Source organism: Acinetobacter sp. TY2 (assembly GCF_046269225.1).
Taxonomy (GTDB): Bacteria; Pseudomonadota; Gammaproteobacteria; order Pseudomonadales; family Moraxellaceae; genus Acinetobacter.
This window is the reverse complement of the sequence record NZ_JBJZOR010000017.1, coordinates 41,108-66,298: the sequence shown is the minus strand read 5'-3', so window position 1 is coordinate 66,298 and position 25,191 is coordinate 41,108. Positions and strand designations below refer to the sequence as shown.

The 25,191-nt window shown below is 35.7% G+C and carries 23 protein-coding genes and 1 pseudogene; 8 read left to right on the top strand and 16 right to left on the bottom strand.

Translation table 11 applies throughout. The features are described 5' to 3' along the window. A pseudogene (locus tag ACK1JC_RS11775) lies at nucleotides 1-89 on the top strand (pyridine nucleotide-disulfide oxidoreductase); the annotation flags it as partial. 669 nt (nucleotides 90-758) lie between these two features. Here the strand turns inward: ACK1JC_RS11775 and ACK1JC_RS11770 are convergent. The 3 genes from ACK1JC_RS11770 to ACK1JC_RS11760 all read right to left on the bottom strand — a co-directional run bounded on the left by ACK1JC_RS11770 (nucleotide 759) and on the right by ACK1JC_RS11760 (nucleotide 2,933). Further along, nucleotides 759-1,010 carry a YfhL family 4Fe-4S dicluster ferredoxin gene (locus tag ACK1JC_RS11770; protein WP_409512061.1) on the bottom strand — a complete coding sequence of 84 codons (252 nt, stop codon included), beginning with the start codon at nucleotides 1,008-1,010 and terminating at the stop codon, nucleotides 759-761. A gap of 24 nt (nucleotides 1,011-1,034) precedes the next feature. Next, a complete protein-coding gene (yegQ, locus tag ACK1JC_RS11765; protein WP_409512060.1) occupies nucleotides 1,035-2,447 on the bottom strand; it encodes a tRNA 5-hydroxyuridine modification protein YegQ in 1,413 nt (470 codons plus the stop codon). 81 nt (nucleotides 2,448-2,528) lie between these two features. Then, the gene (locus ACK1JC_RS11760) at nucleotides 2,529-2,933 is read right to left on the bottom strand and encodes a Cd(II)/Pb(II)-responsive transcriptional regulator (RefSeq protein ID WP_409512059.1); all 405 of its coding nucleotides are present in this window, start codon (nucleotides 2,931-2,933) and stop codon (nucleotides 2,529-2,531) included. A gap of 88 nt (nucleotides 2,934-3,021) precedes the next feature. Between ACK1JC_RS11760 and ACK1JC_RS11755 the strand changes: the two genes are divergently transcribed. Next, nucleotides 3,022-3,654, top strand: a complete 633-nt coding sequence (locus ACK1JC_RS11755; RefSeq protein WP_409512058.1) for a cation transporter — start codon at nucleotides 3,022-3,024, stop codon at nucleotides 3,652-3,654. Here ACK1JC_RS11755 and ACK1JC_RS11750 read toward each other — a convergent pair. Further along, nucleotides 3,651-4,484 (bottom strand): hypothetical protein, encoded by an 834-nt coding sequence (locus tag ACK1JC_RS11750; protein WP_409512057.1) that lies wholly within the window; start codon nucleotides 4,482-4,484, stop codon nucleotides 3,651-3,653. The two genes, ACK1JC_RS11755 and ACK1JC_RS11750, sit on opposite strands and share 4 nt — an antisense overlap. A gap of 266 nt (nucleotides 4,485-4,750) precedes the next feature. Here ACK1JC_RS11750 and ACK1JC_RS11745 point away from each other — a divergent pair, with 266 nt between their 5' ends. After that, nucleotides 4,751-5,317 (top strand): TetR/AcrR family transcriptional regulator, encoded by a 567-nt coding sequence (locus ACK1JC_RS11745; RefSeq protein WP_409512056.1) that lies wholly within the window; start codon nucleotides 4,751-4,753, stop codon nucleotides 5,315-5,317. 432 nt (nucleotides 5,318-5,749) lie between these two features. Here ACK1JC_RS11745 and ACK1JC_RS11740 read toward each other — a convergent pair whose 3' ends face one another. Continuing rightward, nucleotides 5,750-6,529, bottom strand: a complete 780-nt coding sequence (locus ACK1JC_RS11740; protein WP_409512055.1) for a ferredoxin--NADP reductase — start codon at nucleotides 6,527-6,529, stop codon at nucleotides 5,750-5,752. Nucleotides 6,530-6,634: 105 nt separating this feature from the next. On the opposite strand from ACK1JC_RS11740, the gene tsaA reads away from it, so the two are divergent. Beyond that, nucleotides 6,635-7,345, top strand: a complete 711-nt coding sequence (gene tsaA, locus ACK1JC_RS11735) for a tRNA (N6-threonylcarbamoyladenosine(37)-N6)-methyltransferase TrmO (RefSeq protein WP_409512064.1) — start codon at nucleotides 6,635-6,637, stop codon at nucleotides 7,343-7,345. Between the two features lie 1,175 nt (nucleotides 7,346-8,520). On the opposite strand, the gene rtcA is transcribed toward tsaA, so the two are convergent. The 5 genes from rtcA to ACK1JC_RS11710 form a co-directional block, all read right to left on the bottom strand. After that, on the bottom strand, nucleotides 8,521-9,552 hold the full coding sequence (gene rtcA / locus ACK1JC_RS11730) for an RNA 3'-terminal phosphate cyclase (RefSeq protein ID WP_409512054.1): 1,032 nt from the start codon (nucleotides 9,550-9,552) through the stop codon (nucleotides 8,521-8,523). 262 nt (nucleotides 9,553-9,814) lie between these two features. Further along, the gene (locus ACK1JC_RS11725) at nucleotides 9,815-10,276 is read right to left on the bottom strand and encodes a DIP1984 family protein (protein WP_409512053.1); all 462 of its coding nucleotides are present in this window, start codon (nucleotides 10,274-10,276) and stop codon (nucleotides 9,815-9,817) included. Nucleotides 10,277-10,300: 24 nt separating this feature from the next. Further along, nucleotides 10,301-10,702: a hypothetical protein gene (locus tag ACK1JC_RS11720; RefSeq protein ID WP_409512052.1), complete on the bottom strand. Its 402-nt coding sequence runs from the start codon at nucleotides 10,700-10,702 to the stop codon at nucleotides 10,301-10,303. Then, on the bottom strand, nucleotides 10,702-11,040 hold the full coding sequence (locus ACK1JC_RS11715) for a hypothetical protein (protein ID WP_409512051.1): 339 nt from the start codon (nucleotides 11,038-11,040) through the stop codon (nucleotides 10,702-10,704). The genes ACK1JC_RS11720 and ACK1JC_RS11715 overlap by 1 nt, the downstream gene beginning before the upstream one ends. Before the next feature lie 148 nt (nucleotides 11,041-11,188). Beyond that, nucleotides 11,189-12,448, bottom strand: a complete 1,260-nt coding sequence (locus ACK1JC_RS11710) for an RtcB family protein (protein ID WP_409512063.1) — start codon at nucleotides 12,446-12,448, stop codon at nucleotides 11,189-11,191. Between the two features lie 376 nt (nucleotides 12,449-12,824). Here ACK1JC_RS11710 and ACK1JC_RS11705 point away from each other — a divergent pair, with 376 nt between their 5' ends. Beyond that, a complete protein-coding gene (locus tag ACK1JC_RS11705; protein ID WP_409512050.1) occupies nucleotides 12,825-14,339 on the top strand; it encodes a hypothetical protein in 1,515 nt (504 codons plus the stop codon). A gap of 83 nt (nucleotides 14,340-14,422) precedes the next feature. Beyond that, nucleotides 14,423-16,021: an RNA repair transcriptional activator RtcR gene (rtcR, locus tag ACK1JC_RS11700; RefSeq protein ID WP_409512049.1), complete on the top strand. Its 1,599-nt coding sequence runs from the start codon at nucleotides 14,423-14,425 to the stop codon at nucleotides 16,019-16,021. A gap of 54 nt (nucleotides 16,022-16,075) precedes the next feature. Here rtcR and ACK1JC_RS11695 read toward each other — a convergent pair whose 3' ends face one another. Then, nucleotides 16,076-16,708 carry an alpha/beta hydrolase gene (locus ACK1JC_RS11695; protein ID WP_409512048.1) on the bottom strand — a complete coding sequence of 211 codons (633 nt, stop codon included), beginning with the start codon at nucleotides 16,706-16,708 and terminating at the stop codon, nucleotides 16,076-16,078. A gap of 124 nt (nucleotides 16,709-16,832) precedes the next feature. Here ACK1JC_RS11695 and yaaA point away from each other — a divergent pair, with 124 nt between their 5' ends. Then, complete coding sequence (gene yaaA / locus ACK1JC_RS11690) at nucleotides 16,833-17,612, top strand: peroxide stress protein YaaA (RefSeq protein WP_409512047.1); 780 nt, start codon at nucleotides 16,833-16,835, stop codon at nucleotides 17,610-17,612. A gap of 28 nt (nucleotides 17,613-17,640) precedes the next feature. Beyond that, nucleotides 17,641-18,270 carry a metal-dependent hydrolase gene (locus tag ACK1JC_RS11685; protein WP_409512046.1) on the top strand — a complete coding sequence of 210 codons (630 nt, stop codon included), beginning with the start codon at nucleotides 17,641-17,643 and terminating at the stop codon, nucleotides 18,268-18,270. A gap of 44 nt (nucleotides 18,271-18,314) precedes the next feature. On the opposite strand, the gene ACK1JC_RS11680 is transcribed toward ACK1JC_RS11685, so the two are convergent. From ACK1JC_RS11680 to ACK1JC_RS11660, 5 genes are all read right to left on the bottom strand, one after another. Continuing rightward, the gene (locus ACK1JC_RS11680; RefSeq protein WP_409512045.1) at nucleotides 18,315-20,549 is read right to left on the bottom strand and encodes a hypothetical protein; all 2,235 of its coding nucleotides are present in this window, start codon (nucleotides 20,547-20,549) and stop codon (nucleotides 18,315-18,317) included. A 100-nt stretch (nucleotides 20,550-20,649) separates the two neighbouring features. Further along, nucleotides 20,650-22,080 carry a cryptochrome/photolyase family protein gene (locus ACK1JC_RS11675; protein WP_409512044.1) on the bottom strand — a complete coding sequence of 477 codons (1,431 nt, stop codon included), beginning with the start codon at nucleotides 22,078-22,080 and terminating at the stop codon, nucleotides 20,650-20,652. Between the two features lie 35 nt (nucleotides 22,081-22,115). Further along, nucleotides 22,116-23,150, bottom strand: a complete 1,035-nt coding sequence (locus tag ACK1JC_RS11670) for a hypothetical protein (protein WP_409512043.1) — start codon at nucleotides 23,148-23,150, stop codon at nucleotides 22,116-22,118. A 90-nt stretch (nucleotides 23,151-23,240) separates the two neighbouring features. Further along, the gene (locus ACK1JC_RS11665; RefSeq protein WP_409512042.1) at nucleotides 23,241-23,723 is read right to left on the bottom strand and encodes a peptidylprolyl isomerase; all 483 of its coding nucleotides are present in this window, start codon (nucleotides 23,721-23,723) and stop codon (nucleotides 23,241-23,243) included. A gap of 136 nt (nucleotides 23,724-23,859) precedes the next feature. After that, nucleotides 23,860-25,146, bottom strand: a complete 1,287-nt coding sequence (locus tag ACK1JC_RS11660) for an NAD(P)/FAD-dependent oxidoreductase (RefSeq protein WP_409512041.1) — start codon at nucleotides 25,144-25,146, stop codon at nucleotides 23,860-23,862. Between the last annotated feature and the right edge of the window lie 45 nt (nucleotides 25,147-25,191).

Here is a 25,191-nt window from a genome sequence, read left to right as displayed (position 1 = left end):
TACCGTACAAGCAAATCATTATTGCATCGGGTGAAGGTGCGAAAGCGGCGTTATCTGCTTTTGATTATATGATGCGTGCAGCTATATAAAGTTAAAGTAAAAAGCCTACATTTTATGATTGATTTGAACAAAGACCCTGATTTATTCAGGGTTTTTGTTTATACATAAAGAGAAATTTAAAAGTCTACATATACAGCAATTTTGAACTTTGATTTGTGCAGACTTTTTAGTCCAGTTGTCAGTGTCATATTTCGTTGGAGAATGAAAATTTTGTATTGATACACAATTTAATTGACTGCATAAAAGATAAAGAGTGATATTTTAGCTAATTGAATCACATCTATTTACTTTTACTAGCTGGTGAGTCTTGGTTTTGTCGAGTATCTAGTAAAGCCTTCATTGGCTTACTTTCGACAGTCTCATGCAGTTAAAGCAGCACAATCTATATAAAAGCAATACTTAGTCAAAATTAAAAGCCGAAGTATCTCCCCATGATACTTCGGCTTTTTGCGCTGTTTCATTCTTGTTTTTGTATTGACTTATTTATTGTTGTAAACATAATTTTATTGTTAGAAATTTAGTGTTCTTGTCGGTTCTAGATACCAAGGTCAATAGATAAATAAAACGTGACAAATAACTTTATTTTTATGACTTTTAATAAAGCAAATTTGATGCCAACTTTGAGATGATGTCCTCATACTGAAAGTGTAAAAGAGTTTGATGTCTAAATGATGACGGTTTCATAAAATTTTAATGCCTTAACCAAATAAGCTGAGATAATGAAAACGATTTAAAAGTTGTTCCTGACTTTCTTGATGCTTTGGGTCTGGAACAATACAGGCAATCGGGCAGACATCGACACAAGTTTGACGTTCATAGTAGCCGACACATTCAGTACATCGATCTGCATTTATTTCATAAATTTTATCACCTTCAAAAATGGCCTGATTTGGGCATTCTGCAAGGCACATATCGCAGTTAATACATTGATCTGTAATCAGTAACGCCATAATTCAACCTTAAAAATCTTTATTTTAAACAACCTGATAGGCGAGTGATGATGCTGAGATATCTATTGTTGAGTTAGGTAAATTCCGAATAAGTAGTGCATAAGCCATATTGACATCGGCTGGAATTGGAATATTTACAATATAACCTGAACCTTTTGCATCAGAAATTTCCTTTCCTTTTTGATCAAGCATTTCATTAAGCACAAATGCGATATTGCCAGAGGTTGTCATCAGTTCAAGTGAGTCACCGATCAAGAAGCGATTTTTAACTTCAATTTTGATGTAATCCCCATTTCTTTCAAGCACTTCACCAACAAATTGCTGATGATCAAATTTTGAAGAGCCAGATTCATAATTTTGATACTCACTATGGACGTGACGACGAAGAAAACCTTCGGTATAACCACGGTTGGCTAAACCTTCAAGTTGAGTCATTAAAGCCGAGTCAAATGGCTTTTCTGCAATCGCATCATCAATTGCTTTTCGGTAAATTTGCGCTGTTCTAGCGCAGTAAAAGTATGATTTGGTGCGTCCTTCTATTTTTAAAGAATGAATGCCCATTTTTGCGAGCCGATCAACGTGCTGTACGGCTCGTAAATCTTTAGAGTTCATGAAGTAAGTTCCATGTTCATCTTCTTCTGCTGCAAACATTTCCTCTTTATTGCGTTGTAATAAAACCGGTTCGCCATATTGGTGTTGTTGCTTTTTGTTGTTTTGGGCGTGTTGCTCGTCGGCATATTTATAGTTGCAACAGTCTGATGCTGTCTCCAATTCTATGATTGGAATGACATCCCCAGATGCATCTTCTGCTGCTTCGTGAATTTTATAATCCCAACGGCATGCATTGGTACATGCGCCTTGGTTTGCATCACGTTTATTCATATAGCCTGAAAGTAAGCAACGACCGGAATAAGCCATGCAAAGCGCACCATGTACGAAAACTTCAATTTCCATATCAGGTACAGTTTGCTTAATTTCTTCAATTTCATCTAAAGACAATTCACGTGATAAAATCACCCGAGTAAGTCCCATGTTTTTCCAAAACTGAACAGTTGCCCAGTTGACGGCATTGGCTTGCACTGATAGGTGAATCGATATATCAGGAAAATGCTCACGCACCATCATAATTAAGCCCGGATCGGACATAATTAGCGCATCTGGTTGCATAGCAATAATAGGTTCAAGATCACGAATGAAATTTTTTAATTTACTGTTATGTGGTTGAATATTTGCGACCACATAAAATTTTTTGCCTAAAGCATGTGCTTCAGAAATGCCAATTTTTAAATTATCATGATCAAACTCATTGTTACGTACTCTTAAGCTATAGCGTGGTTGACCTGCATATACGGCATCTGCACCATAGGCAAAAGCATAGCGCATATTTTTCAGTGAACCTGCTGGCGATAAAAGTTCTGTAACATGGGTAATACTCATAAAATTTTAAAGGCATATAAAAAATATGGGTTTATTGTAGATCATTAAAAAATAGTTTCAACCTAGTAAAATAGTCGGATTTTATTCACTTTTTCCTAAATTTTTTACAATTTGACAGTGATCAATCGTGGTATTGGAGGTACAAGATTGACGTAGTTCATATAATTGGGATTTAAATGAAGTTAATTCTTTAATTTTTGTTTCAATATGCTGAATATGTTCTTCAATCAATTGATCAATAATTTGACAATCTTTTTTAGGATATTGAATTTGCTCAGTAAGTTGAGAAATTTCATGTAGAGTCATGTCTAATGAACGACAGCGTTTAATAAAAATGAGTCGTTTCAATGTTTCATCATCATAATATTTATAGTTATTTTCCGCACGAAAGCTTGCTTTAATAAGCTGTTTTTTTTCATAGAATCGAATGGTATCTGAAGAAAGTTGAGTTTTTTTGGCTAAATCGCTGATTAAATATTGATTCATCTAGTGCTCACAATCTCTTGACCTTAGAGTTACTCCTAGGTTTTAAATAAGCATAATACATATGAATATTTAATCAAGGGGATCATTAATGGCATGTACTTGTAGTCATGAACCTGCACCACAGAAGCCAAATAGTAAATTTAGAACAGCATTATGGATTGCACTATTTATTAATTTAGCTATGTTTTTTGTTGAATTAATAGGTGGTGCCTATACACATTCCTCTGCACTTTGGGCAGATTCACTCGATTTTTTTGGTGATGCGGTCAATTATGGTGTTTCTTTAGCCGTGTTGGGTGCGAGCTTATATTGGCGAGCAACCGTTGCGTTGTTGAAGGGTATAACAATGGCATTATTTGGATTTGTTGTCATAACAAAAACAGCCTATGCCTATTTTAAAGGTATTCCACCCGAAGCAATCACAATGGGAGCAATTGGAATTCTTGCCTTGATTGCCAATGTTATCGCAGCTTTTATTCTTTATGCTTTTCGAGATGGTGATTCCAACATGCAATCGGTTTGGTTGTGTAGTCGCAACGATGCTATTGGAAATGTTGCCGTAATTTTGGCAGCAGTTGGGGTATTTGGTACAGGTAGTTTATTACCTGACGTTATTGTAGCGCTTATTATGGCGACGCTTGGATTAACAGGTGGCTATCAAGTTATTACACGTGCATTAAAAGAACGTGGAGAGCAAAAACAAACTATGCAACAGATTTAGTCCTGCATACTTTGCATTTTGCTCCAAAAATTAGCCCATAATGTTAGGTATTCTTGTTCAAGAATAGTCAGTGTCTGCTCATTTTGTTTAACATAGCACTGTGTGAGTAGACACCATAAATCATCTTCATGATTATCATCATTAGCAAGACGATCAGAATGATCAGCTTCACCATGGCACTCGTAGTATCCTTGACAATATTTAGGGTCATACTTGTATAGGTTCTGAGAAAGTGCTTGGCTAAAGTAAATAACTTGTTTTTCTGTACAAGCAAGAATTAAGAGTAAATGACTGTATTCATTGTAGTGGTTTTTTATAAAATCTCGAATGTGCTGAGCTTCGGCACATGGTGTACTATCTGATGAAATGTCTAATTGTTCTATTAATTGGGTAAAATAAACCAAGTGTGATTTATTTGGAGAGCTTTTTTCGAGCTTTGCGGAATTAAAGCCTAATTCATCTATTAAGTTTAAAGACAATAAATAACGAGCATAAATTTTAGCGATGTGGCGTGATTCGGCTTTAAGATTAATTGCATGATCTAATTGCTGGGTTTGAAAAATTAACATACTTAATGCATCAGTAAAGATATGCACAATCGCATGAAAGTAATGAATATGGATATTCTGTAAATGCTCTAGCGTGAGGCGCTGTTCCAGCATTTGTTTTAATATAGGATGTTGAAATAATACATGATTGTGCATTGCTTGTTTTAAAGCATGAATGTCAACTTCGTTGTATTGCCATTGATTGGTAGGGAGCGACTGATGAATAAATAAAAGTGCATCACTACGAGCCTGAGTGGTTTTTGTAAAAGTCATTTTGATCATTGTTACATTTGTGTATATTTATATGATCATAGTAAATATAACATTAACTTACTATAGGGATTTTAAATTAATTAATACTAATTTCAAATACTTGTATGATAAAGTTGAATATTGTTCTAATTGGAAGGAATAAAAGTTAGTTATTGACTACGAGAAAAATGATATAATTTTTAAGCATTTATCATAAACACAGGTCATTAACCTGCATAGAATCATTAACTCAGTTCAATTAAATCAATTGAAGATAAGTATAGTAGGCGTAAAGTATGTCAAAAAAAGATGACATTATCAGCACGGCACTTCGTCTTTTTAACTCACATAGTTACAATTCTATTGGGGTTGATCGGATTATTAGTGAATCCGGTGTCGCAAAAATGACATTTTATAAATATTTTCCTTCGAAGGCTAAACTTATTGAAGAATGTTTGAATAAAAGAAATATGAACATACAGGAATCTTTGGAAGCAGCAATTGCTGAATGTCAGCCCCAAAATTACATAGATCACATTAAAACTATTTTTTTCTGGTATGACGCTTGGTTTCATACGGAAGATTTTAATGGTTGTATGTTTCAAAAAGCAGTTGAAGAAATATCAAAGTTGTATCCATCGACCATTCGTCCAGCCATAGAGTACAAGGAATGGTTAACTGGAAAGTTGAAAACAGCACTTGAAGGACTTGGTATTCAGCAAGCTATACAATTGGCAACTTTATTGGCAAGTTTGTTAGATGGTATGACAATTCAAGCGCAGATTGATACTAATACTGTAAAGATAGAAGATTATTGGAAGCGTGTTCAGCAATTAATTCAGCTTGAACTTTTGAATGCTTAGCGTCTAAAAGTATAATATAAGATCCATACAATAAGTCATTGTATGGATCTATAATCAGTATTTAAATAATAAAAAGGCGTGACAATTTTACTTGTCACGCCTCGCTGAATATAAAATTGAAAATTATATTTTTCTTCATAAATTAGAAAAATATTCATTTCAATTAGTGTGGGAAGTTTTATGACTTCCTCTTATGTTTATTTTTGTGTATTGTTTTATTTATTCCTCTGGATGTTGTTTTACTAATAAAAATAAATAGACAGACCTGTCTGTTTATATGGGCTATTATATAAACGCTATTAAGAAAATACAATAGCTTTTATTATCGAAATAAAGAAAAAAGCATCATTTTATTTATTTTCTAAACATAAAATTCTGATATAAAAAAACCGAAAATGAATTCCGGTTTTATTTAATTCCTAAATTTAAATGTTATTTTTCAACAAAAGCACGCTCAATCACATAGTCACCAAGAACGCCCATTTTAGGTGATTCTTTTAGACCATGTTGATCAAGTAATGCTGCAACATCATCAAGGAATGATGGGCTACCACAAAGCATTGCACGGTCTGTTTCAGGATTGAAACGTGGCAAACCAATTTTTTCGAATAAGTCACCAGTTTCAATTGCAGTTGTTACACGACCTTGCGTATGGAAATCTTCACGCGTTACAGTTGGATAGTAGACTAATTTTTCTTTAGCACCTAATTCACCGAAGAACTCATGATTTGGAATTTCATTTTCAATGAGATCTTGATAAGCCAATTCTGAAACAAAGCGTGTGCCATGAACAACAATGATTTTTTCAAAGCGCTCGTAAGTTTCAGGATCACGAATGGTCGATAGAAATGGTGCAAGCCCAGTACCCGAAGAAAGAAGATATAAGTTTTTACCTGGGTTTAAATCATCAAGAACCAATGTTCCTGTTGGCTTTTTAGACACAAGAATGTCATCGCCCACTTTTACTTTTTGTAAGATAGAAGTTAAAGGACCATCTGGAACTTTAATCGAGAAAAACTCGAGTTCTTCTTCATAGTTGGCACTTGCAATCGAATATGCGCGCATCAATGGTTTACCATTTACTTCAAGGCCAATCATTACAAATTGACCATTTTTAAAACGCAACGCTGTATCTCGTGTGGTTTTAAAGCTGAATAAAGTATCATTCCAATGGTGGACGTGAGTAATCTTTTCGACGTTGAAAGCAGCCATTAAAGGTCTCATTAAATTTTCAAGTAAGTACAACTTACTATTCTAATCTAAAATCATTCTCGATAAACTGAATATATTTTAATGAGCTTATCAGAAAAAGTGATTATGACTGAAATTAGTTTGCCAATTATTGGTTATATGCGTTCTCCTTATAAAGAAAAATTTGGTATTCCAAGACAACCAAATTTAGTTCAAGTAGAGTCCTATATTGAAATGTCTGAGCCATATAATGATTTATTGGCTTTCGATGGAATTGAAGAATTTAGTCATTTATGGTTAGTATGGCAGTTTCATGATAATAAAAATCAACAAGTTAGTTTTAAATTTCGCCCTCAAGTACGCCCACCTCGTTTAGGTGGAAATCAAAAAATAGGAGTGTTTGCTACACGCAGTATGTATCGACCATCACCACTCGGTTTGTCGGTGGTACGGCTTAAAAAAGTTGAAAAAGTGGGTCAGTCTGTTCGTGTGTATGTGATAGGAAGTGACTTGCTTGATCAGACACCAATTGTCGATATAAAACCCTATATTCAATACTCAGATAGTGTTCCTGAGGCAATTAGTGGTTATGCACAGCATGAGCCTGATCGAAAAACAGTCATTTGGAGTGAGCAAGCGAAAGAAAAGCAAGAAAAATTACTGCAAACAGCGCAATTGACATTACAAGTGATTGATGAGTTGCAACAAGTTTTATCACTTGATCCACGACCAGCATATCAAAAAGATGAGCATCGTATTTACGCGATGAAATTTGCAAATTTGGATGTGAAATTTACAGTGAATGTTTTACAGGTGGAGATTGTTGATTTGTCATAAACGTTACATTGTTTTATCTTAATTTATTGTAATGAAAAGATAAAAATTGAAAATTAGCGGAGAAGCCAATAAATTGATCAGGCAAGACATGAATACAAAAATTTGCCTGATAAAAGTGGTTTCTCATGTAAAAAACCAATTATGATTGTTTATTGTTGTACCTGAGTTTTGTAGCGACTTTAAATGTAGTTTTGGTTATCAATGATTTATTGAAAAATTCAGATGAATGCCGATAAGGGAACATGAGTAATGCTTTGCAATGTGGTCAAATCAGTGGTCGATTAACACTTTATATGATTCAACCCATGATATTTTTTTCGTTCGCTAATTGAACAAAGATACAGCTACGACAGGCGGTTTTTTACAATATGGAACAACGCCCATTGTAGGTATACAGGTAGGAATAAGCTACGAAGGTCAGTGGGCTTGATGAGAAAAGTGACAATCACGACGAAGTGCCTGAATTACAAAATGATAAAGATGATTTAGCTGAAGCATGGCTGAGTTGGAAGAATCAGGATTAGAATTTAAAACTTGAGTGGCAAACTTTAGATTTACCTTTTGTAGGTTCACATGATTGGTGTGTGTACCGTTTTACACAACTATTTTTACCAGCACGCCAAGATTTATGTGTAGGGCACGCCATTCTGTTTGCACTTGAAGGTGCTTTGAATGAGTAAGCATGGGTAGATATAAATTCTTCATTCATGAATTTAGCTGAGTCTAATGATTTGAAAAATTTAAACCGATCTGAATATGTGATTTATAGAAGTTATAATTTTTCAGGCGCTTTAAAGGGTGGAGTGTGGCGAATTCTTTGGCTTTACAACAGCTCTACGTAATGATGATATCTGTGTGCAAAATCGTCTTGGGTTGAAATATCTGTTTTAATTTTTTAAAAATAAAAGAAGGTAGATGATTATGATCAAACTTCTTTTTTTATATACCTATCAGTAGCTTATCATAAGGTATTAATCGTATTGCTCGCTTTTTTGTTGAGTAGAGCACATTATTTCGATAAACAATTGAGGATATATTTTTCAATCCAAGCTTCATTATTATTAGTGCTATATTGAGCAAAGGCATTTTTATAATCTTGTCGTATTCCTTAGTTTGTGCATCAAGTGTAGATGAATTCATCTGTTTGTATACTAGATGAAATGTCGTGTATAAAATTACACACTGACATTCACTTTAAAACTATTTCCAATTTTTATAAATTGAATATCGCAGTCGATAAATTTCTGAATCATCTCGGCTTGGGTCTTCGTATGTTCACTTATAACTTTCGCAGTAAATTCACCACCTTTACCTAAAGCCAAGGGCAATAACAATTGATCTGCCAAATATTCATCTGCAACAGCCTCAGACTCTAAATAAGCTTTCACCTCTTTGGATAAATCATGCGCTACTTTTTCAGCACTCTTCTTCATTTCACCTAAAGCAGAAAACACTTGTTGATGTTGCTCGTAATTTAATATGACATATGCTGTATTGCCCTGACTAATGCCTTTAAAATTCAAACGCTTTCGAGTGCTTAAATCCAATTTATTATGCAGTGTTTCAAGCTCACGGTCTGCAATATCTGTTGGAATATTTAGCGCTGCCGCATAGGCATGTGTGGAAATAAGTTGACCCTTATCTAAAGCAGTATATTTAGTCTGCTGTATCCAAGGATGAATAGTGGTTTGAATCTGCCCCGCACCGATTGGGAAGAAGCCTGCACGTTCACAATGGAAGTCGACCTGAATACCTATTTTTTCAATTGTTGGCAAGAAACAATGCGTTATAAAATCAGCAGTTGGTGCCATAGGATTATGCGTACCGCCGTGAATGCTAATCTGACTGGCTTGCGACTGCATCATCAAAGCAGGTAAAAGCGTTTGTAGTACTAAAATTGTACTTCCCGCAGAACCAATTTGAAAATCATAAGTTCCTGCTTGAACTTGCTGTGGTTCAAAATACAATTTTTGAGAATGCAATTCAGCACCTTCAACCGTTGCATTGCTGATGCGTTGTGAAGCTTGAACGCAAACTAAGTGTTGACGCATTAACCCTGGTTTTTTTCGTCCTGCACGGATATTCACAAGTTCAAAGGGAATACCTGTAATCATTGATAGGGAAAGGGCAGTACGGAGGATTTGTCCACCGCCTTCACCGATTGAACCATCAATTTGAATAGTTCTTTTTTTAAATTGTGTATTCATAGCTTTTATCTTAAAAAATAGGGTGAACATACTGTCAGCGCATGGTGATGAATAGTGAGCAGTAACGATGCTTTCGCAAGGGTTTGACTTGTGCTAAGTGATGGGTTGAATTGTGCTTAAAGGTTTAAGCTGACCCACTCGCTCTGCAAGCCACTACACGTTATTTTCAATCCTGTGTTGTGGAAGTAGGGGATCTTGCACTCGCCCAGTATGTTCAGGTTTTTGTCATCTTGAGAGATAACAAAACTTGTCAAATGTATCGTTAAGATTCAATTAAATCAATTTGCCAATTGTTTGCTTGAATCAATACATTTAAATCACGTAATTTAGCGCTAATATCATCGGCTTGCTTTTGCAAAGATGATACAGGAATCACTTTACGCCATTTAATCTCACGAGAGCTATAACGATCAGGCTCACGGTTTGTATTGCTAATCGCAGACGATAAAATTTTATGGCGTTCCACCAACTCATCACGTTGGGTGAGTAAAGCTAGTAATGAACGGCCATCATTTAACTTTGCCAAAGCATTGGTTTGGTGAATGGCAAAAACCAATTTTTGCGATTCCTGAGTTAATGCAAAGACTTGCTTCAATAGCTCGTTTGGATCTTCCGATGGTTCATCGCCATCTTGTACCAATACATTGGCATTGATACGCTGTTTCAGTGAAGCGAGTTTCTTCTGTTGATCGCTTCGTAGTAATAACGCTTCTGCGAGTTTCATTTTTTATCCTTATAACTTCAATATTTAGTGAATATTTAACACAATAATTTGATATAAATCCTGTTGAGGTAAAGTATTTACTACAACTGATTCTGCAAATTCTATAACTTCATCTAAAGTTTGGTCTTCATGCCAAGTAGTCATGAGGTTGTAATCATCATCTTCAGGTAGATCATAATTACAAAATTCTAGGTAACTCCAATCCAAAGCATCATCCCAAATTGAACATTCATGACCCCAAGCTAAAGCCCAATAACATTGCTCTGATTTTACAATCCAATCACAGCAAATATTTCGCCATTCATTACTCACACTATCGCTATGTATTGTAATCACTAAAATGTAAGGTTTTTGCGGTAAATCAAAAGTAATCTCTTGATTCGAGATAAGCTCATTATGCAAAACTACAATATCTCTATGTGCCATCAATTTTCCCTACTGAATAGCATTCTCGAATTTTCAATGAAGCAAAATTCATCCTGACTAATTTCTTTAAAATCCAGATCAATATCATGAATTGTATTTATGTCTGTATTCACACTGCCTTGAGTCCACGATTCAATAATTTCAAATTGAATCTGATTGTCCATTAAATATTTAAATATTTCATATGCTATTTTAGTTGCTTTAATGGCTTGCTCATCTTCACAAAACCAATCTTCAGGTGGATTAAAGCCCAATTCAAGTGGTCTAATTCTAAATTGGCAACTGCATGACTGCACATTCGGATAGCCTACAATATACCAACGATGTTCGAATTTCATTTCAATAATTTCAGGAACATAATCGGGAAGATGTTGCGTAAATGAAATATCTTCACAGTTGAATCAGGCTAAATCTATCCATTGTTCTGTGCTAATCAGCAAAACATTACACATCATCATCTCCTTATTAATCTGCGTGAAAAGACACTCATCCTTTTACACAAACAACCTGATTTAGCGTATAAACAACTTCCACTAAATCACTCTGCGCTTTCATCACATCTTCAATGGGTTTATACGCAGACGGAATCTCATCAATCACAGCTTCATCCTTACGACATTCGACACCTTGCGTCTGTGCAATCTGATCTTCCACAGTAAACTGTTTCTTCGCAGCAGTACGGCTTAATACACGACCTGCACCATGCGAACACGAACAGAAAGACTCCTGATTTCCCTTACCTTTTACAATAAAAGACTTTGCACCCATTGACCCCGGAATAATTCCATACTCACCCAAACGCGCACGTACAGCGCCTTTACGAGTAACTAGAACTTCTTGCCCGAAGTGCTCTTCCTTGTCGACATAATTATGATGACAATTCACCGCTTCAACTTTGGCATTAAACGGTTTATTAATAATGATTCGTAAAGCCTGAATGGCTGCTTCCATCATTAACTCACGGTTTTTCATGGCAAAACGTTGCGCCCAACCCACAGCAAACCAATAATCATCAAAATGTTCTGTTCCTTCAACCAAATACGCTAAATCTTTATCGGGCAAGTTAATAAAATGCTTCTGCATATCTTTACGTGCAAGATCAATAAAATATGATCCAATTGCATTTCCCACACCACGAGAACCCGAATGCAACATAATCCACACTTGTTGATGCTCATCTAAACAGATTTCGACAAAGTGATTTCCTGTTCCGAGTGTCCCTAACTGCGTGCGATTATTGGTGTTTTTTAAACGTGGATGTTTGGCACAAATATAATCAAAATCGGTTACCAACTCAGACCACACAGCATCGACACGTTCAGATGGATTTGCCCAAGAACCTCGATCACGTTGTCCACGGTTTTTGGTCATTCCATGTGGAATTAAACGCTCAAGCTCGGTACGTAAAGCGAATAAATTATCGGGTAAATCGGAAGCGGTCAGGGTGGTACGAGATGCCATCATCCCACAACCAATGTCGACACCCACCGCTGCGGGAATAATTGCACCTTTAGTTGGAATCACACTTCCAATGGTTGCACCAATTCCAACATGCACATCTGGCATCACTGCCATCCATTTGTAAATAAACGGCATTTGTGCAGTTTTCAAAAGTTGGTCTTTCGATTTCTCATCAACAGGAACACCTTTGGTCCACATTTTAATTGGGACACCTTTAGAATCCTGAATAATGTTATAAGCACGTTCATTCGATGCTTGTTTTTCAATTTGTTCAATTACTGACATAGTCATTTTTTTATTCCTTTCTCTATACCTGCCTGCCAAGCAGTTGCAGGCAGGTGAATGTCATACACACTATGATGTATGTTATGTATATTGCAGAGAGTGTGCCAAGTTTGGTTTTGATTTAATTTTTATTTATTAATGTATTGATATTTAATTGATTAATCTATTGTATATGAGTTTTTTATTGAACTTTTAGTGTTATAGAAATTATTTTAAGTATAAAAATAAATAATTAAATATAAAAATAGATAGATATTATCTGGATTGAAATAACCATTACATCCGCCATGGCGATATAAATGCCAGGGTGAGCGTTCTACCAATATGAATTGAAAATAAGATAGAATGAAGAAAATAACATAACAATAGGGTAATTATGTCAAGCCAAACAATGGTTTCATTAGAAAAAGCACAATCTTTATTATTAGATTTACTTGATCAACAAGATTATTTTAATGTTGAGCTAATGGATCAAATTCAACGCTTAGTGATAGGGCATGATCAATATTTTCAATTGCAGTGTTGGCAAGATTTGTTAAAGCAAGATACGGCTATACGAAAACATTTCACGGATTTTTTAAAATTTTATTTGGAATTTTTTCCAAAAATTCAGCAAGGCTTTGAGCAAACTATGGTTGTGCAAATGCAGAAATTCGAAACTGCATTGCAAAAATATCAAACTAGTATGACGGTGGACGATCAAACTGAAACATGGAATCAACTACAGTCAGATTCTGAAATGGCTTCGATTTTCCAAGAGCAATCAGGACAGCAACAATTAATATATTTAAATTATTGGCTACAGGCATTTAGTCCGTTTGCAGAACACAATGTAAGTTTGTTTTGGCAAGTATTTCAGATTTATCCAATGGAAACATTTGAATTGTTACTACAATTGCCTAGATCTTACTTAAAAGCTGAAAATATAGAAATTTTCTATCAATTATTTAAAGAAGAAAAATTAAGTTTTGCAACGGCAGGTATTCGCCCCACGCAGTATATTCAGTATTTTTATGATCAATTTCCAGAATTTTTAATGCAAATCCCACAGCGCTTTTTGCAAACATCTTCTAGTCATTTAAAGGAAAAGTTAATAGGTTGTTTGTCTGATCGTCCTGTGCTTTTGGTAGAATCTTTACAGCAGTTTATTTTAGATACTTTCATTGAATATGCTAAACATTCTAATCAAAGCATATTCAATATGAGTTTGGATGCTTTAGCACAATGTAAAACAATCATTATTCCTACCGAAGTTATTCAAAATTTAAAAGATTTATTACATGATGATGAGGTCTGGTTTCGACCGATGTCAGCTATGCGAGCATTACATGGCATAGGTGTACAAGATCAATGGTTTAAAGATCATTTACTTGATGCTTTAAATCATGCTTATGGTTGTGATGATGAATCACCCCAAAGCACCAGTATAGATTTACTGGTACAGTGGCAAGAGAAAGGCTTGTATGTGGCTGATAAAATTACACAATTATTAAATGAAGCGATTGCAGAAAATGATCAAGACGTTATTAAAAACCTATGTGTATATTTAGATGCTTATCCACAATTGGCAAGTCATTTTCAACCTATATTGTGGCAATGGATTGAATCTCTAAGCCAACAGTCTCAGGGTGAGTACTGGCTTGATGGAAAAATATTGAAGACATTTTTACAGTTGAGTGAATGGGTAATATGGCAACCCAATACTCAGCAATGGCAAAGTATAGAGACCGTTTTACATGAAATTTTAGAGTATTTATCACCTGAAGATCGTGAAGAATATTTTGAATCATTAATACAAAATTTAAAATTAGATCGGGTGATTATTCAGGATTTAAAAGAATACCACATTGTCAAAGATCAAGAAAATCATGCTGAGAATCAGGAGAATTAAAATCCAAAGTCACAAATAAAATTGTTTTTTAAGTTGAATTAGCTATATTAAAATAAGTGAAACTATAAAATTTTATAGAAAATATGCAAAAATCTAAAAAGACAGTTGTGATTGGTTTTGTCGGTTCAACACTCGATCAAGGCAAAAAAGAAGAGCGTTGGCAACGGTGGCGACCAACGCTAAGCTTACTGATGCATGAAGATTTGTTGGTTGATGAATTGGTTCTATTACATGATCGTCGCAGTTCAAGTCTGATTGAGCACTTACAAAAAGATGCTGTGCAGATTTCACCACATACACAGATTAAAGGGCATCAAGTCAATATTCGAGATCCGTGGGATTTTTCCGATATGTACGGTGGGTTGTACGATTTTGTAAAATCCTACCCATTTGATATAGAAAGAAATCATTACTTTTTACATATCACTACAGGAACGCACGTCGCACAAATTTGTTGGTATTTACTCATCGATGCGCATTATTTACCTGCAAAACTCATTCAAAGTTCTCCGACAGGTAAGCAACAACCTGAAGGTGAATATCGCATTATTGATTTAGATTTATCACGTTATGCCGCTTTAACGCAGCGTTTTGAGCATGAACAATTGGAAAATTGGCAACAGCTCAAATCTAATATTGCCACTAAAAATTTGAACTTTAATCAAATGATTCTGGAAGTTGAACTTGTTGCTACAAGATCAAGTGCACCTATTTTAATTATGGGTGCAACAGGTGTAGGTAAGTCACAATTGGCAAAACAAATATATGCTCTTAAAAAAGAAAAGTTTCATCTAACTGGGCGATTTATTGATGTCAACTGTGCCACTTTAGTCGGTGATGGTGCAATGTCTACATTATTTGGACATAGCAAAGGTGCATTTACGGGGGCAGTTTCGGCACGAACAGGTTATTTAAAAAGTGCAGATAAGGGTATTTTATTTCTCGATGAAATAGGTGAGTTGGGTTTAGATGAGCAAGCTATGCTACTCAAGGTATTGGAAGATAAAATATTTTTTCCTGTCGGAAGTGATAAAGAAGTTCAAGCTGATTTTCAATTGATTGCAGGGACAAATCGAGATTTACGAGAAGAAGTTCGAGCAGGGCGATTTCGTGAAGATTTATGGGCACGTTTAAATACATGGACATTTTTTTTACCGAGCTTGAAAGAACGTCGTGAAGACATTGCACCCAATATTGAGTTTGAATTACAGCGCTTCGCCAATGTACATCAACGGCAATTACGTTTTCATAGTGATGCTTTGGAGAAATATTTACAGTTTGCACAATCACATGAGGCGACTTGGCAAGGGAATTTTCGTGATTTAACTGCAAGTGTTACGCGTATGGCGACATTGGCAAATGGTGAGCGTATTGGTTTAAATGAGGTGAATGCTGAAATTAAAAGACTGCAAAATATTTGGAATATTGGTGAACATGTAGAAAAACAATATTCAGGATTAAGCGCTATTTTGACTCATCAAAAGATTGCTGAAATAGATGAATTTGATCGTATTCAACTTGAGGGTGTGATTGAAATTTGTCGCAAATCGAAGTCGATGGCAGATGCGGGACGGCGTTTATTTGCAGTGTCTAGAGCGGAACGGCAGAGTACCAATGACAGTGATCGGGTGAAGAAGTATTTGGCAAAGTTCGGGCTGACTTGGAATGTAATTTCTCAATAAAAATGGGGGCAATAATTGCCCCCATTCATGTATTACGTACAAAGCAATATTTGTTTAAGGTACTAGTAAAAAACGTGAAATTGCAATTCTTAACTGTTTTAAGTAGCCAGTAAAGAAATGATTTGCACCCGGTAAAACCGTAATAATATGACGTTGGGGTTTCGCCCATTCTATCAAATCACTTAATTTTGTGGTTGGATCAGCTTCACCATGTACAAATAGAATATCACCCTTAATGGCGGGCGTTTCATAATTACGAATACCATCTACAGTTGTCGTTGGTAGACCACATAAGATCATCTGTATAGGTTTGAGCTCATCTTGTAGCGCATGATAGGCTTTTGCCATTACATGTGCCCCAAAACTAAAGCCTCCTGTATAGAAAGGTAGACCTTTGTGTAATTGTCTAACATGTTTAATAACATCTAAAATGTCATCAGTTTCGCCAAAACCTTCATCGTGGATACCTTCGCATTGACCTGAACCACGAAAACTTGGGCGATAGACGACACATCCCTGTTCAGTCAAAATCTGAGCAAGTAAAGCGGGAACTTTATGTTGAGGTGTACCACCCTGAAGCGGGTGTGGATGACAAACGACAGCAAATCCTTTTACTTCGCCCACAGGATAGTCAGCAAAAACTTCAATTTTGCCAACCGAACCTTGTATGAACAGTTGTTCGGACATAATTTAAACAATAAATAGTAGGGAGAAGGTGTATTTTACCGATTTTGCTCACAGAAAACACAAATTGGCATTAAAATATTCTGACTGTTATAGTTTGATTAGTTATTTTTTGATCAGGAAAACCATGCTTGCTTTAATTTCACCCGCAAAAACACTCGATTACGAAACTGCGCTACCTACAGATAGCCACACTTTACCAAGATTACTTGATCAATCACAACAGCTTATCGACGTTAGTCGTAAGTTATCTGCTTCAGAAATCGCCAATTTGATGAGTGTAAGTGAAAAAATTGCACAATTAAATGTAGAGCGTTTTCGTGATTGGAATATTGACTTTAGTTTTGCCAATGCGCGTCAAGCTATTTTTGCATTCAAAGGTGATGTCTATACTGGCTTAGATGGATATAGTTTGTCGCAAGATAATCTCAATTTCGCACAAAATCATCTACGTAGCTTATCAGGTTTATATGGTTTATTGCGTCCACTTGATTTGATGATGCCATATCGTTTAGAAATGGGCACAAAACTTGCCAATGAACGCGGTTCGAATTTATATCAATTTTGGGAAGATCGAATTACTCAATTGATTAATGATGATTTAGAGCAAGTAGATGCTAAAATTTTATTGAATATTGCTTCAGATGAATATTATAAATCTGTGAAAGAAGCCAAAATTCAGGCAGAGATTATTAAACCCGTATTTTTAGATCAGAAAAACGGTAAATATAAAGTCATTAGTTTTTATGCCAAAAAAGCCCGTGGTTTGATGGCACGCTATATGATTGAACATCAAATTGATCAAGTAGATGGTATTAAATCATTTAATACGGATGGTTATTATTTTGATGCAGAAAGCTCATTGAAAGGTGAACTCGTTTTTAAACGTGATGAGAAAGTGGCTTAAGTGATTTAGCCTAAGAGTGAGGTGCCCAATGCAAAATGATCATGAGAAATTTCAGCAGTATTGGGCACAATTTTCGGCTGAATTGAACTTAGATAATAAGCAAGTAGAAGAGTTATATTCATTACTTATAAATGCCTATTCTGAGTCACAGCGTCACTATCATACTTATCAACATATAGTTGAATGCCTTGATTTATTTCATCAAATTAAAGAACAGTTGAATGATACCATCGCAATTGAACTTGCGATTTGGTTCCACGATGTGATTTATGATCCTAAAGCCATAGATAATGAAGAACAAAGTGCAGAGTTGATGCAAAAGTCTTGTTCAAATTTATTGGCATCTGATCAAATTCAAAAAGTCTATGATTGGATTATTGCGACAAAAAAACATCAAGCATTAACTGATCAAGATTTAAACTATTTGCTTGACATAGATTTGGCAATATTAGGAAGTTCAACAGCTCGCTTTGCCGAATATGAACAGCAAATTCAGCAGGAATATACTTGGGTTGAATCTGACTTGTATAAGCTAAAACGAGCTGAAGTTTTGCAGTATTTTTATCAGATGCAGCCAATTTATCAAACGCATTACTTTAATCATTTATTTGAAGATCAGGCGAAGCAAAATCTGTTGAAGATGTTGTCTAAAAAATGAAAGACATCATCAACAATCAATCCTAGATGATTTCTGATTGATGATTATTTAAAAATAATAATTAAAAACAATAAAATGACCAATCCTATACCAATACGAATAAACCATTGTGTGCCATCTAAAGCTTGTTTTTGTTGACGGCGGGCACGTGTAGTGGACGTATTATTTTGTGGAATTGACTTATCAAAAGAAGGTTTTTCTTGTGTAGCCTGATCATAACGTGCAGCTAAATCGAGTAGCCAACTTTCTGCCTCTTTATCTTCGGCGTGAATACCATTTTCAGGCGCTGCAAAAAAGCCCATCGCTGTATCAAAGGACTCTTCGTCTAATTTCACTTTAGCAACTTCAATCAAATTGTATAAAGCTTGTTTAGGATTGCGTTCTACATATTTACCATTGGCATAGAAGTAAGCGATGACTTGCATTGCATCTATATCATGTTGTAATGCTTTAGTTTTGAGTAGCGCAACTGCTTCTTGTTTTTGCTGTGGTGTATTATCAGCATCATCTAGGACAGCTAGAATAGCTCGTGTCGATGTATGACTTGCCAATGTAGCTTGTATACTTTGTGGTTGAGGTGTCGCTGTTTGCTGCTGAATGGATGGATTAGATGTAGCGTGAGTCGATGTTTCAGGTGTATAAGCTTGTTGATTAGATTGTTTTTTTTGATGTGTATTCAGTATTGCAATAATTTGTGTTTTGAACTTATGCAAATGATCTTCTGAGGCTGCATCTTCAAGCGGTTTCAGTAAAATATGCTCTTCAAAGCACTCTTCCCAAAGCTTTTCATGTGTAAAAGCATTGATAAACTCAAAGGCTTGTTTATAAAATTCAGCCATTGCAGGGCTAAGCAAGTGTTCAGGAATATCTGATTCAGTATAGCGAATTGCTGAAAATACTTTTTCAGCTTGCGTTGCTGTTTTTGGTTGATAGGGAATAATGAGTGTTAAATCAATAGGCGTTGTGTCGTATACCCGAATTTTCATATAGATTGCATCTGTACGACCAGAGGGTGGGTAGGCGTGAATATCCTCGCAAAAAATTAAATAAGGGTGTTGATAGATATTTTCATCGAGCTTTTTTAATATCTCAGATCGAGCATTGTCAGACATTTCTTTTACGATATTAATTTTTTCTCCTTCAGGGACAAGAACCATCGGGGGGAAAGACGAACCTTGCATCATAAAGCTGGCATAAGCCGCAAAAAAACCTGCCTGTGCAAAAGCAGTCTGTATATTTGGTGGTAGTGAAGCATCCGTTGCAAAACGTAAAGAGGATGGAAAATACCGAATAGGTCCCGATTGTAAATCTGAGGTTTGCTTTTGAATATATGCGACACAGCTTTGATTGTTGGCTGAGGAGTCAAAAAGTAAAGTCGTAAGTACTGTCATTGGGAATGACATACGATCTTCCGTCACACAGACCTGATCAAATTCATGGCGGAATTCAAGATCAGGTTCATTGCTAAAACGGGCTTTATATTCGGCAAAGTCAAACCACTTTAGCGAGTTTTGTCCCAAATGTGCGATGACTGCACCCAAATAATAAGTCATCCCAATGAGGAAGTTAAGTTTTTCTCTATTTTGAAAAAAAGATGCAAAATCATGTTCTGTGAGTAATTCAGTTTCTCTAATACTTTGTAGTAAGACATCGAGTTCAGCGACACTGCGTATAGAAAAATCAAAATCAATCAGATCAGTGCTGCTCCGATAATAGTTTCCACCGGGCATATAAGTATTATTTTGTAATGCCGAAAGATATTGTTTCGCCATTTCATTTGTGTCGCGCTTTTTACTTTGATTGATGGTCTCACAACGGTTTTCTACGTAATTTTTACAATTGCGTTTTGATTCAGTACCTTGATAGAGTAAATCTTGTAAAACACCTAAAGGCAGACAAACTTGCTTTTCAATGATTGCTACCATTGAAGAAAAGAAATCGAGAGGCAGATTATAATCAGAAGGTAAAATTTTTATAGCTTCATGATAGTTATACCATTCTGTTTCTGTAGAGGTTCTTTGGTTGATGGTTTCGCATATGTAGCCTGAAATACTCATCAGAAATTTAAGACCATCAAACTCTGCAACAAGATCATTGGGGCGAACATTTTGATGATGTAAGTCGATGAGTAATTGATCAAGTTGATCAAGACTTTCATCACTATAATTTGCAGTAATTTGAAATAATCGTTCTGAATAGCGTAAACCATTCTCAGGCAAAGTCTTAGCATGAAAGTGTTGCATCAATACGTGCATATCTTGTTGTGTTTTTCTACTCATACGATTCTTCTTTTTCAAGCGATGAAAGATATTTTTCGCAAGAATATCAAATCACTATCCATTATGTATATAAATTACGTAATGAATTAAACTGATTAACTTAACTATTTTGCTTAAAGGCTTCAATTGCACGAATACGGCTACTTTTAAGGTCAACAATCGGTTTTGGATAGTCTAACAACATATCGGGATTTTTAGCATAAGGTTCATGAATGGTCTTGGCATCTAAATGCGCAAGTTCAGGTAACCATTGACGAATATAGTCGCCTTGCGGATCAAACTTGATTGACTGACTGATCGGATTGAAAATTCGGAAATAAGGCACAGCATCTGTTCCTGTCGATGCACACCATTGCCATCCACCATTATTGGCAGCCAAATCGCCATCCACAAGGTGTTGCATAAACCATTGTTCGCCTTGTCGCCAATCGATGAGGAGGTTTTTACACAGAAACATCGCAACAATCATACGAACACGATTATGCATCCAACCTGTTGCAAGTATTTGACGCATACCTGCATCGACAATCGGAATACCTGTTTTTGCATTTTGCCAAGCCTGTAAATCATCAGGCGCATTACGCCAAGGAATATTTTGAGTACTGATTTTGAAAGGAAAGTTTTTCGATACACGAGGAAAATCGAACAAAATATGCTGATAGAATTCACGCCATAATAGTTCATCGAGCCATGTCTGTTGACCTGTAGACTCAATTTGAAAATAGCCATTTTGCGAACGAAATAAGGCTTGAATACACTGTCGAATAGAGAGAATCCCTATGTTTAAATAGCTCGATAGTTGGCTTGTTCCCTCAATATGTGGAAAATCACGTTCAGTATGATAATGCTCAACACGATCTTCAATAAAATTATCAAGTAAAGACCAAGCATGTTGCTCCGATATAGTCCATATAGGATGTGTATTGGTTTGCCAATTCGATGAGTAAATTTGTTCTACTTTTGGAATGTCTTCCGATTCAATGTTATAAGCAATCGGGGTTTGAATCTCAGGTTTTGGGTAGCACTGTGGAATCGAAATACTAAGCTGTTCATAGCAATATTTTTTAAATGCACCAAACACTTGATAGGGCGTATTGCTTTTATTACGAATTGAACCGACAGGAAAAAGTGTACGATCATGATGTAAAATTAAATCTTGGGCATGTTCATTCAGTAATTTTTGTATTTTAAAATCACGCTGTAACTCATTCACACCACATTCGATATTTGCATGAACATGTTGAATACTTAAGTCATTACACATCTGTTGAATATACGGTGCGATATCGTGCCAAAGTGGTATAGTTTTAATAATGAGTGGAATATTAAGCTGCGCCAAGTCTATTTTGAGTTGTAACAATTGACGTAAATAAAAATCAATTTTGATAGGGGCATCATCATGTTGTTGCCATTGCTCAGGTGAGAGTATGACTAAGGCAATCGCTGAACCTGATGTTGTTGCATGCCACAAAGCACTATGGTCGTGTAGTCGTAAGTCTTGTCTAAACCAAATGAGTGTATTTTCTGACATAACGAGGCTGAATAATTCTAGATAATTATTTTTGATTATTCACTTTTTATGGACTTTAAATCAACTGTACGTATGAACTGAATTTCAGTTTGATCATATTGTGGCTGTTGTAGTTGTTTTTGAATGAGTCCAAAAATAATTGGATTCCATGCAGATAAACGTTGGTCATTTTCTTTCCAATGGTATTCGGGCCAATCACGTTGTTGTGTAATTAGATTAGATTCTTTTTCCATATCTTGCATAAATTTGAGTACAAACTGAGTACCACGCCATTCGTCATCTGCAAAGACTTTTTGACCACCAATATAGATTCGATTCTTCATGTGATCTGGAATTTTAAGTACATCAGTATCATTAATTAAAAAAAGTCTACGCCAAATATGGGTATAGGGCTGTTTATAAATTTGTTTATAAAAATCAGTTGGATTCTGTGGGAGAGTAGGGAGATTTCTAGTGCCACTTCCATTCTCTCGTTTTAGTGAGCGGTCTGCCCAAAATGCTAGACTTTCCAAATACCATGAATTTTTAAATTGTGTATAACTATATTGGTATAAATGAAAAAATTCATGAGTAACAGTGGCCCAAGAGCCTGGAAAACCATCTAAGTTATTGGAAATAACCAAAGCAATAGAACACGGCATTTGAATCATATCTTTTGCAATATTAGGATGTTGAGCTGCTCTTTCAAAGGCTATTCCATTTCCCTTCATATTTTGCAAAAAAATGGCAATTCCTGTTGCATGGTTTTGATAACGAGGTGATTTGAGTGGAGAGCGAAAGCCTGCTAGGTGGAACATATCACGGCTACTTTTAGCTTGAAGAGCAATATTTTCAACATAATCAGGAATAGTATTTTTGTTGATATCTGCTGTTTGTGGAATTTTATGCTCACTATTGGGTAGATCTGAGTAATACACATAAAATTCATCGAGTTGATAAACTTTATTCAGTTCATTTGCCCAATTAGGTGATGAAATATGGCATTGGACGGTTTGAATTTTTTCTTTTGCATAGGTATATGACGTAATTAGGTTTATGCTTAAGAGTACAAAAGGAATTGTGAGCTTCATTTTTATTATTTCTGTCATTTTGATAGAATTTATTCTTTTTGACATAAAAAAGGCAAAGTATTTACTTTGCCTTTTCAGATCAGTTAGATCTTAGTGGTGATGACCACCTGCACCGTGTACATGACCATGCTCAATTTCTTCAGCAGATGCATCACGAACTTCAGCAATTTCAACATCAAAAGTTAAATCTTGACCAGCAAGAGGGAAGTTAGCATCAACAATAATGTTGTCGCCTTCAATTGCTTTAACAGTAACAATTTGAACGCCATCATCAGTTTGTGCTTGGAACTGCATACCTGCTTCGATGTTTTCAACACCTTGGAACATTTGAGCAGGAACTTCTTGAACTAAATCAGTGTTGTATTCACCATACGCTTCAGCAGCAGGAATCGTTACTGTGAATTTATCACCAGTTGTTTTGCCTAAAAGTGCTTTTTCAAGACCTGGAATGATGTTACCAGCGCCTTGCAAATAGACAAGTGGCTCACCTTGTGATTTGTCAAGTTGCTCACCTTCAGCGTTAGTCAACGTATAGTGGAAAGAAACCACGTGGTTATTTGCAATTGCAGTCATGTCATTGATCCATTCAATATTTTAAGGAAGCTATCATAAAGTGAAATGCATTTTTTGTAGACTAAAATTTCTAAAAAAATGCATGTTCATCGGTTTTATGACCGTTTTTTCATTAATAAGGGCAGTTTGTGCAATTTCAATGTAATTTAATGCGTGGAGAGATTTTTCGTGTAACAAAATCTTTAGCCGTCAGTAAACCTGCATGTGCATAACCATAAATTGTGGCTTGATGAATACGATAGAGTGAAACATACATCGACTTGGCAATGAAACCTTGTACATTCACTTGCCCCATTAATTCACCTACCGCTTTATTTTTACTAAGTGAAACCAAAGAGCCTTTATCTGAAAATTGAAACATAGGTTGCTGACGACCACTTAGGCGAGCACTCATGGCTTCCACTAAAAAAGCGGCTTGTTGGCTTGCGACTTGTGCACGAGGTCCTAGTGGAGGTTCACGCGCGTCTAAAATACAACATGCGCAATCACCAAAGGCAAAAATAGATGGATCGGCTTTGGTTTGTAATGTGGCATATACATCTAAACGGCCCATTCGGTCTTGATTAAAACCTTCTAAATTAGCAATGACAGACGGTGTTTGAATACCTGCCGCCCATACTTTAAGTTGTGCATCAATAGAGGTACCATCGGTAAACCACACTTTATCTGCATCAACTTTTTCAACACGCTTTGCTGTGAGTACTTCAATTTTCATACGTTGTAGTTGTTGATTAGCATGTGCAGCTATTTTTTCAGTTAAAGCAGGTAAAATTCGATCTGTACCTTCAATTAGTGTAATTTGTACATTTTGAGGGTTGATTTTATTCAAACCATATTTATAAAAATTTTGCTTGGCTTCAACCAATTCAGCAGATAGTTCTACGCCTGTTGCTCCTGCACCAATGACTGCAATTTTTAAGTCACGATCAATATTTTTATTTTGTGCGTCTAGATATAAATGTAAAAGATCTTGTTGGAAAATATCAGCTTGTTTACGGCTATCTAAATAATGACAATAATCTTTGACACCAGGCGTATTGAAATCATTGGACACTGATCCGACAGCTAAAATAAGTGTGTCATAACTTAATGTATATGTATCTGTAGAGCTGTCGTATTTGGTACTTTGAGTTTTACTCAGTGAAATAATCTTTTGTTCACGATCTAATTTTTCAAAGCGTCCTAAGACAAACTCATAGTGATGTTTGGCTGAATGAGCATAATAGTTGGTTTCCTCATCATTTGGGTTCATTGTTCCAGCCGCAATTTCATGCAGAAGAGGTTTCCAAATATGTGTGAGCTTTTGATCGACTAAAGTGATTTTGGCTTTGGATGATTTACCAATGGTATCGCCAAGTTGTGTTGCGAGCTCGAGTCCGCCTGCGCCACCACCAACAATCACAATATGATGTAGATTGGACATGAAAATTACCTAATTGTTGTTATAAAAAATGGAATGGCACTAATA

Bases quoted from the DNA above. Each gene is read 5' to 3' on its own strand.
- ACK1JC_RS11770 (WP_409512061.1), bottom strand. From the start codon at position 1,010: ATGGCGTTACTGATTACAGATCAATGTATTAACTGCGATATGTGCCTT.
- yegQ (WP_409512060.1), bottom strand. From the start codon at position 2,447: ATGAGTATTACCCATGTTACAGAACTTTTATCGCCAGCAGGTTCACTG.
- ACK1JC_RS11760 (WP_409512059.1), bottom strand. From the start codon at position 2,933: ATGAATCAATATTTAATCAGCGATTTAGCCAAAAAAACTCAACTTTCT.
- ACK1JC_RS11755 (WP_409512058.1), top strand. From the start codon at position 3,022: ATGGCATGTACTTGTAGTCATGAACCTGCACCACAGAAGCCAAATAGT.
- ACK1JC_RS11750 (WP_409512057.1), bottom strand. From the start codon at position 4,484: ATGATCAAAATGACTTTTACAAAAACCACTCAGGCTCGTAGTGATGCA.
- ACK1JC_RS11745 (WP_409512056.1), top strand. From the start codon at position 4,751: ATGTCAAAAAAAGATGACATTATCAGCACGGCACTTCGTCTTTTTAAC.
- ACK1JC_RS11740 (WP_409512055.1), bottom strand. From the start codon at position 6,529: ATGGCTGCTTTCAACGTCGAAAAGATTACTCACGTCCACCATTGGAAT.
- tsaA (WP_409512064.1), top strand. From the start codon at position 6,635: ATGACTGAAATTAGTTTGCCAATTATTGGTTATATGCGTTCTCCTTAT.
- rtcA (WP_409512054.1), bottom strand. From the start codon at position 9,552: ATGAATACACAATTTAAAAAAAGAACTATTCAAATTGATGGTTCAATC.
- ACK1JC_RS11725 (WP_409512053.1), bottom strand. From the start codon at position 10,276: ATGAAACTCGCAGAAGCGTTATTACTACGAAGCGATCAACAGAAGAAA.
- ACK1JC_RS11720 (WP_409512052.1), bottom strand. From the start codon at position 10,702: ATGGCACATAGAGATATTGTAGTTTTGCATAATGAGCTTATCTCGAAT.
- ACK1JC_RS11715 (WP_409512051.1), bottom strand. From the start codon at position 11,040: ATGAAATTCGAACATCGTTGGTATATTGTAGGCTATCCGAATGTGCAG.
- ACK1JC_RS11710 (WP_409512063.1), bottom strand. From the start codon at position 12,448: ATGTCAGTAATTGAACAAATTGAAAAACAAGCATCGAATGAACGTGCT.
- ACK1JC_RS11705 (WP_409512050.1), top strand. From the start codon at position 12,825: ATGTCAAGCCAAACAATGGTTTCATTAGAAAAAGCACAATCTTTATTA.
- rtcR (WP_409512049.1), top strand. From the start codon at position 14,423: ATGCAAAAATCTAAAAAGACAGTTGTGATTGGTTTTGTCGGTTCAACA.
- ACK1JC_RS11695 (WP_409512048.1), bottom strand. From the start codon at position 16,708: ATGTCCGAACAACTGTTCATACAAGGTTCGGTTGGCAAAATTGAAGTT.
- yaaA (WP_409512047.1), top strand. From the start codon at position 16,833: ATGCTTGCTTTAATTTCACCCGCAAAAACACTCGATTACGAAACTGCG.
- ACK1JC_RS11685 (WP_409512046.1), top strand. From the start codon at position 17,641: ATGCAAAATGATCATGAGAAATTTCAGCAGTATTGGGCACAATTTTCG.
- ACK1JC_RS11680 (WP_409512045.1), bottom strand. From the start codon at position 20,549: ATGAGTAGAAAAACACAACAAGATATGCACGTATTGATGCAACACTTT.
- ACK1JC_RS11675 (WP_409512044.1), bottom strand. From the start codon at position 22,080: ATGTCAGAAAATACACTCATTTGGTTTAGACAAGACTTACGACTACAC.
- ACK1JC_RS11670 (WP_409512043.1), bottom strand. From the start codon at position 23,150: ATGAAGCTCACAATTCCTTTTGTACTCTTAAGCATAAACCTAATTACG.
- ACK1JC_RS11665 (WP_409512042.1), bottom strand. From the start codon at position 23,723: ATGACTGCAATTGCAAATAACCACGTGGTTTCTTTCCACTATACGTTG.
- ACK1JC_RS11660 (WP_409512041.1), bottom strand. From the start codon at position 25,146: ATGTCCAATCTACATCATATTGTGATTGTTGGTGGTGGCGCAGGCGGA.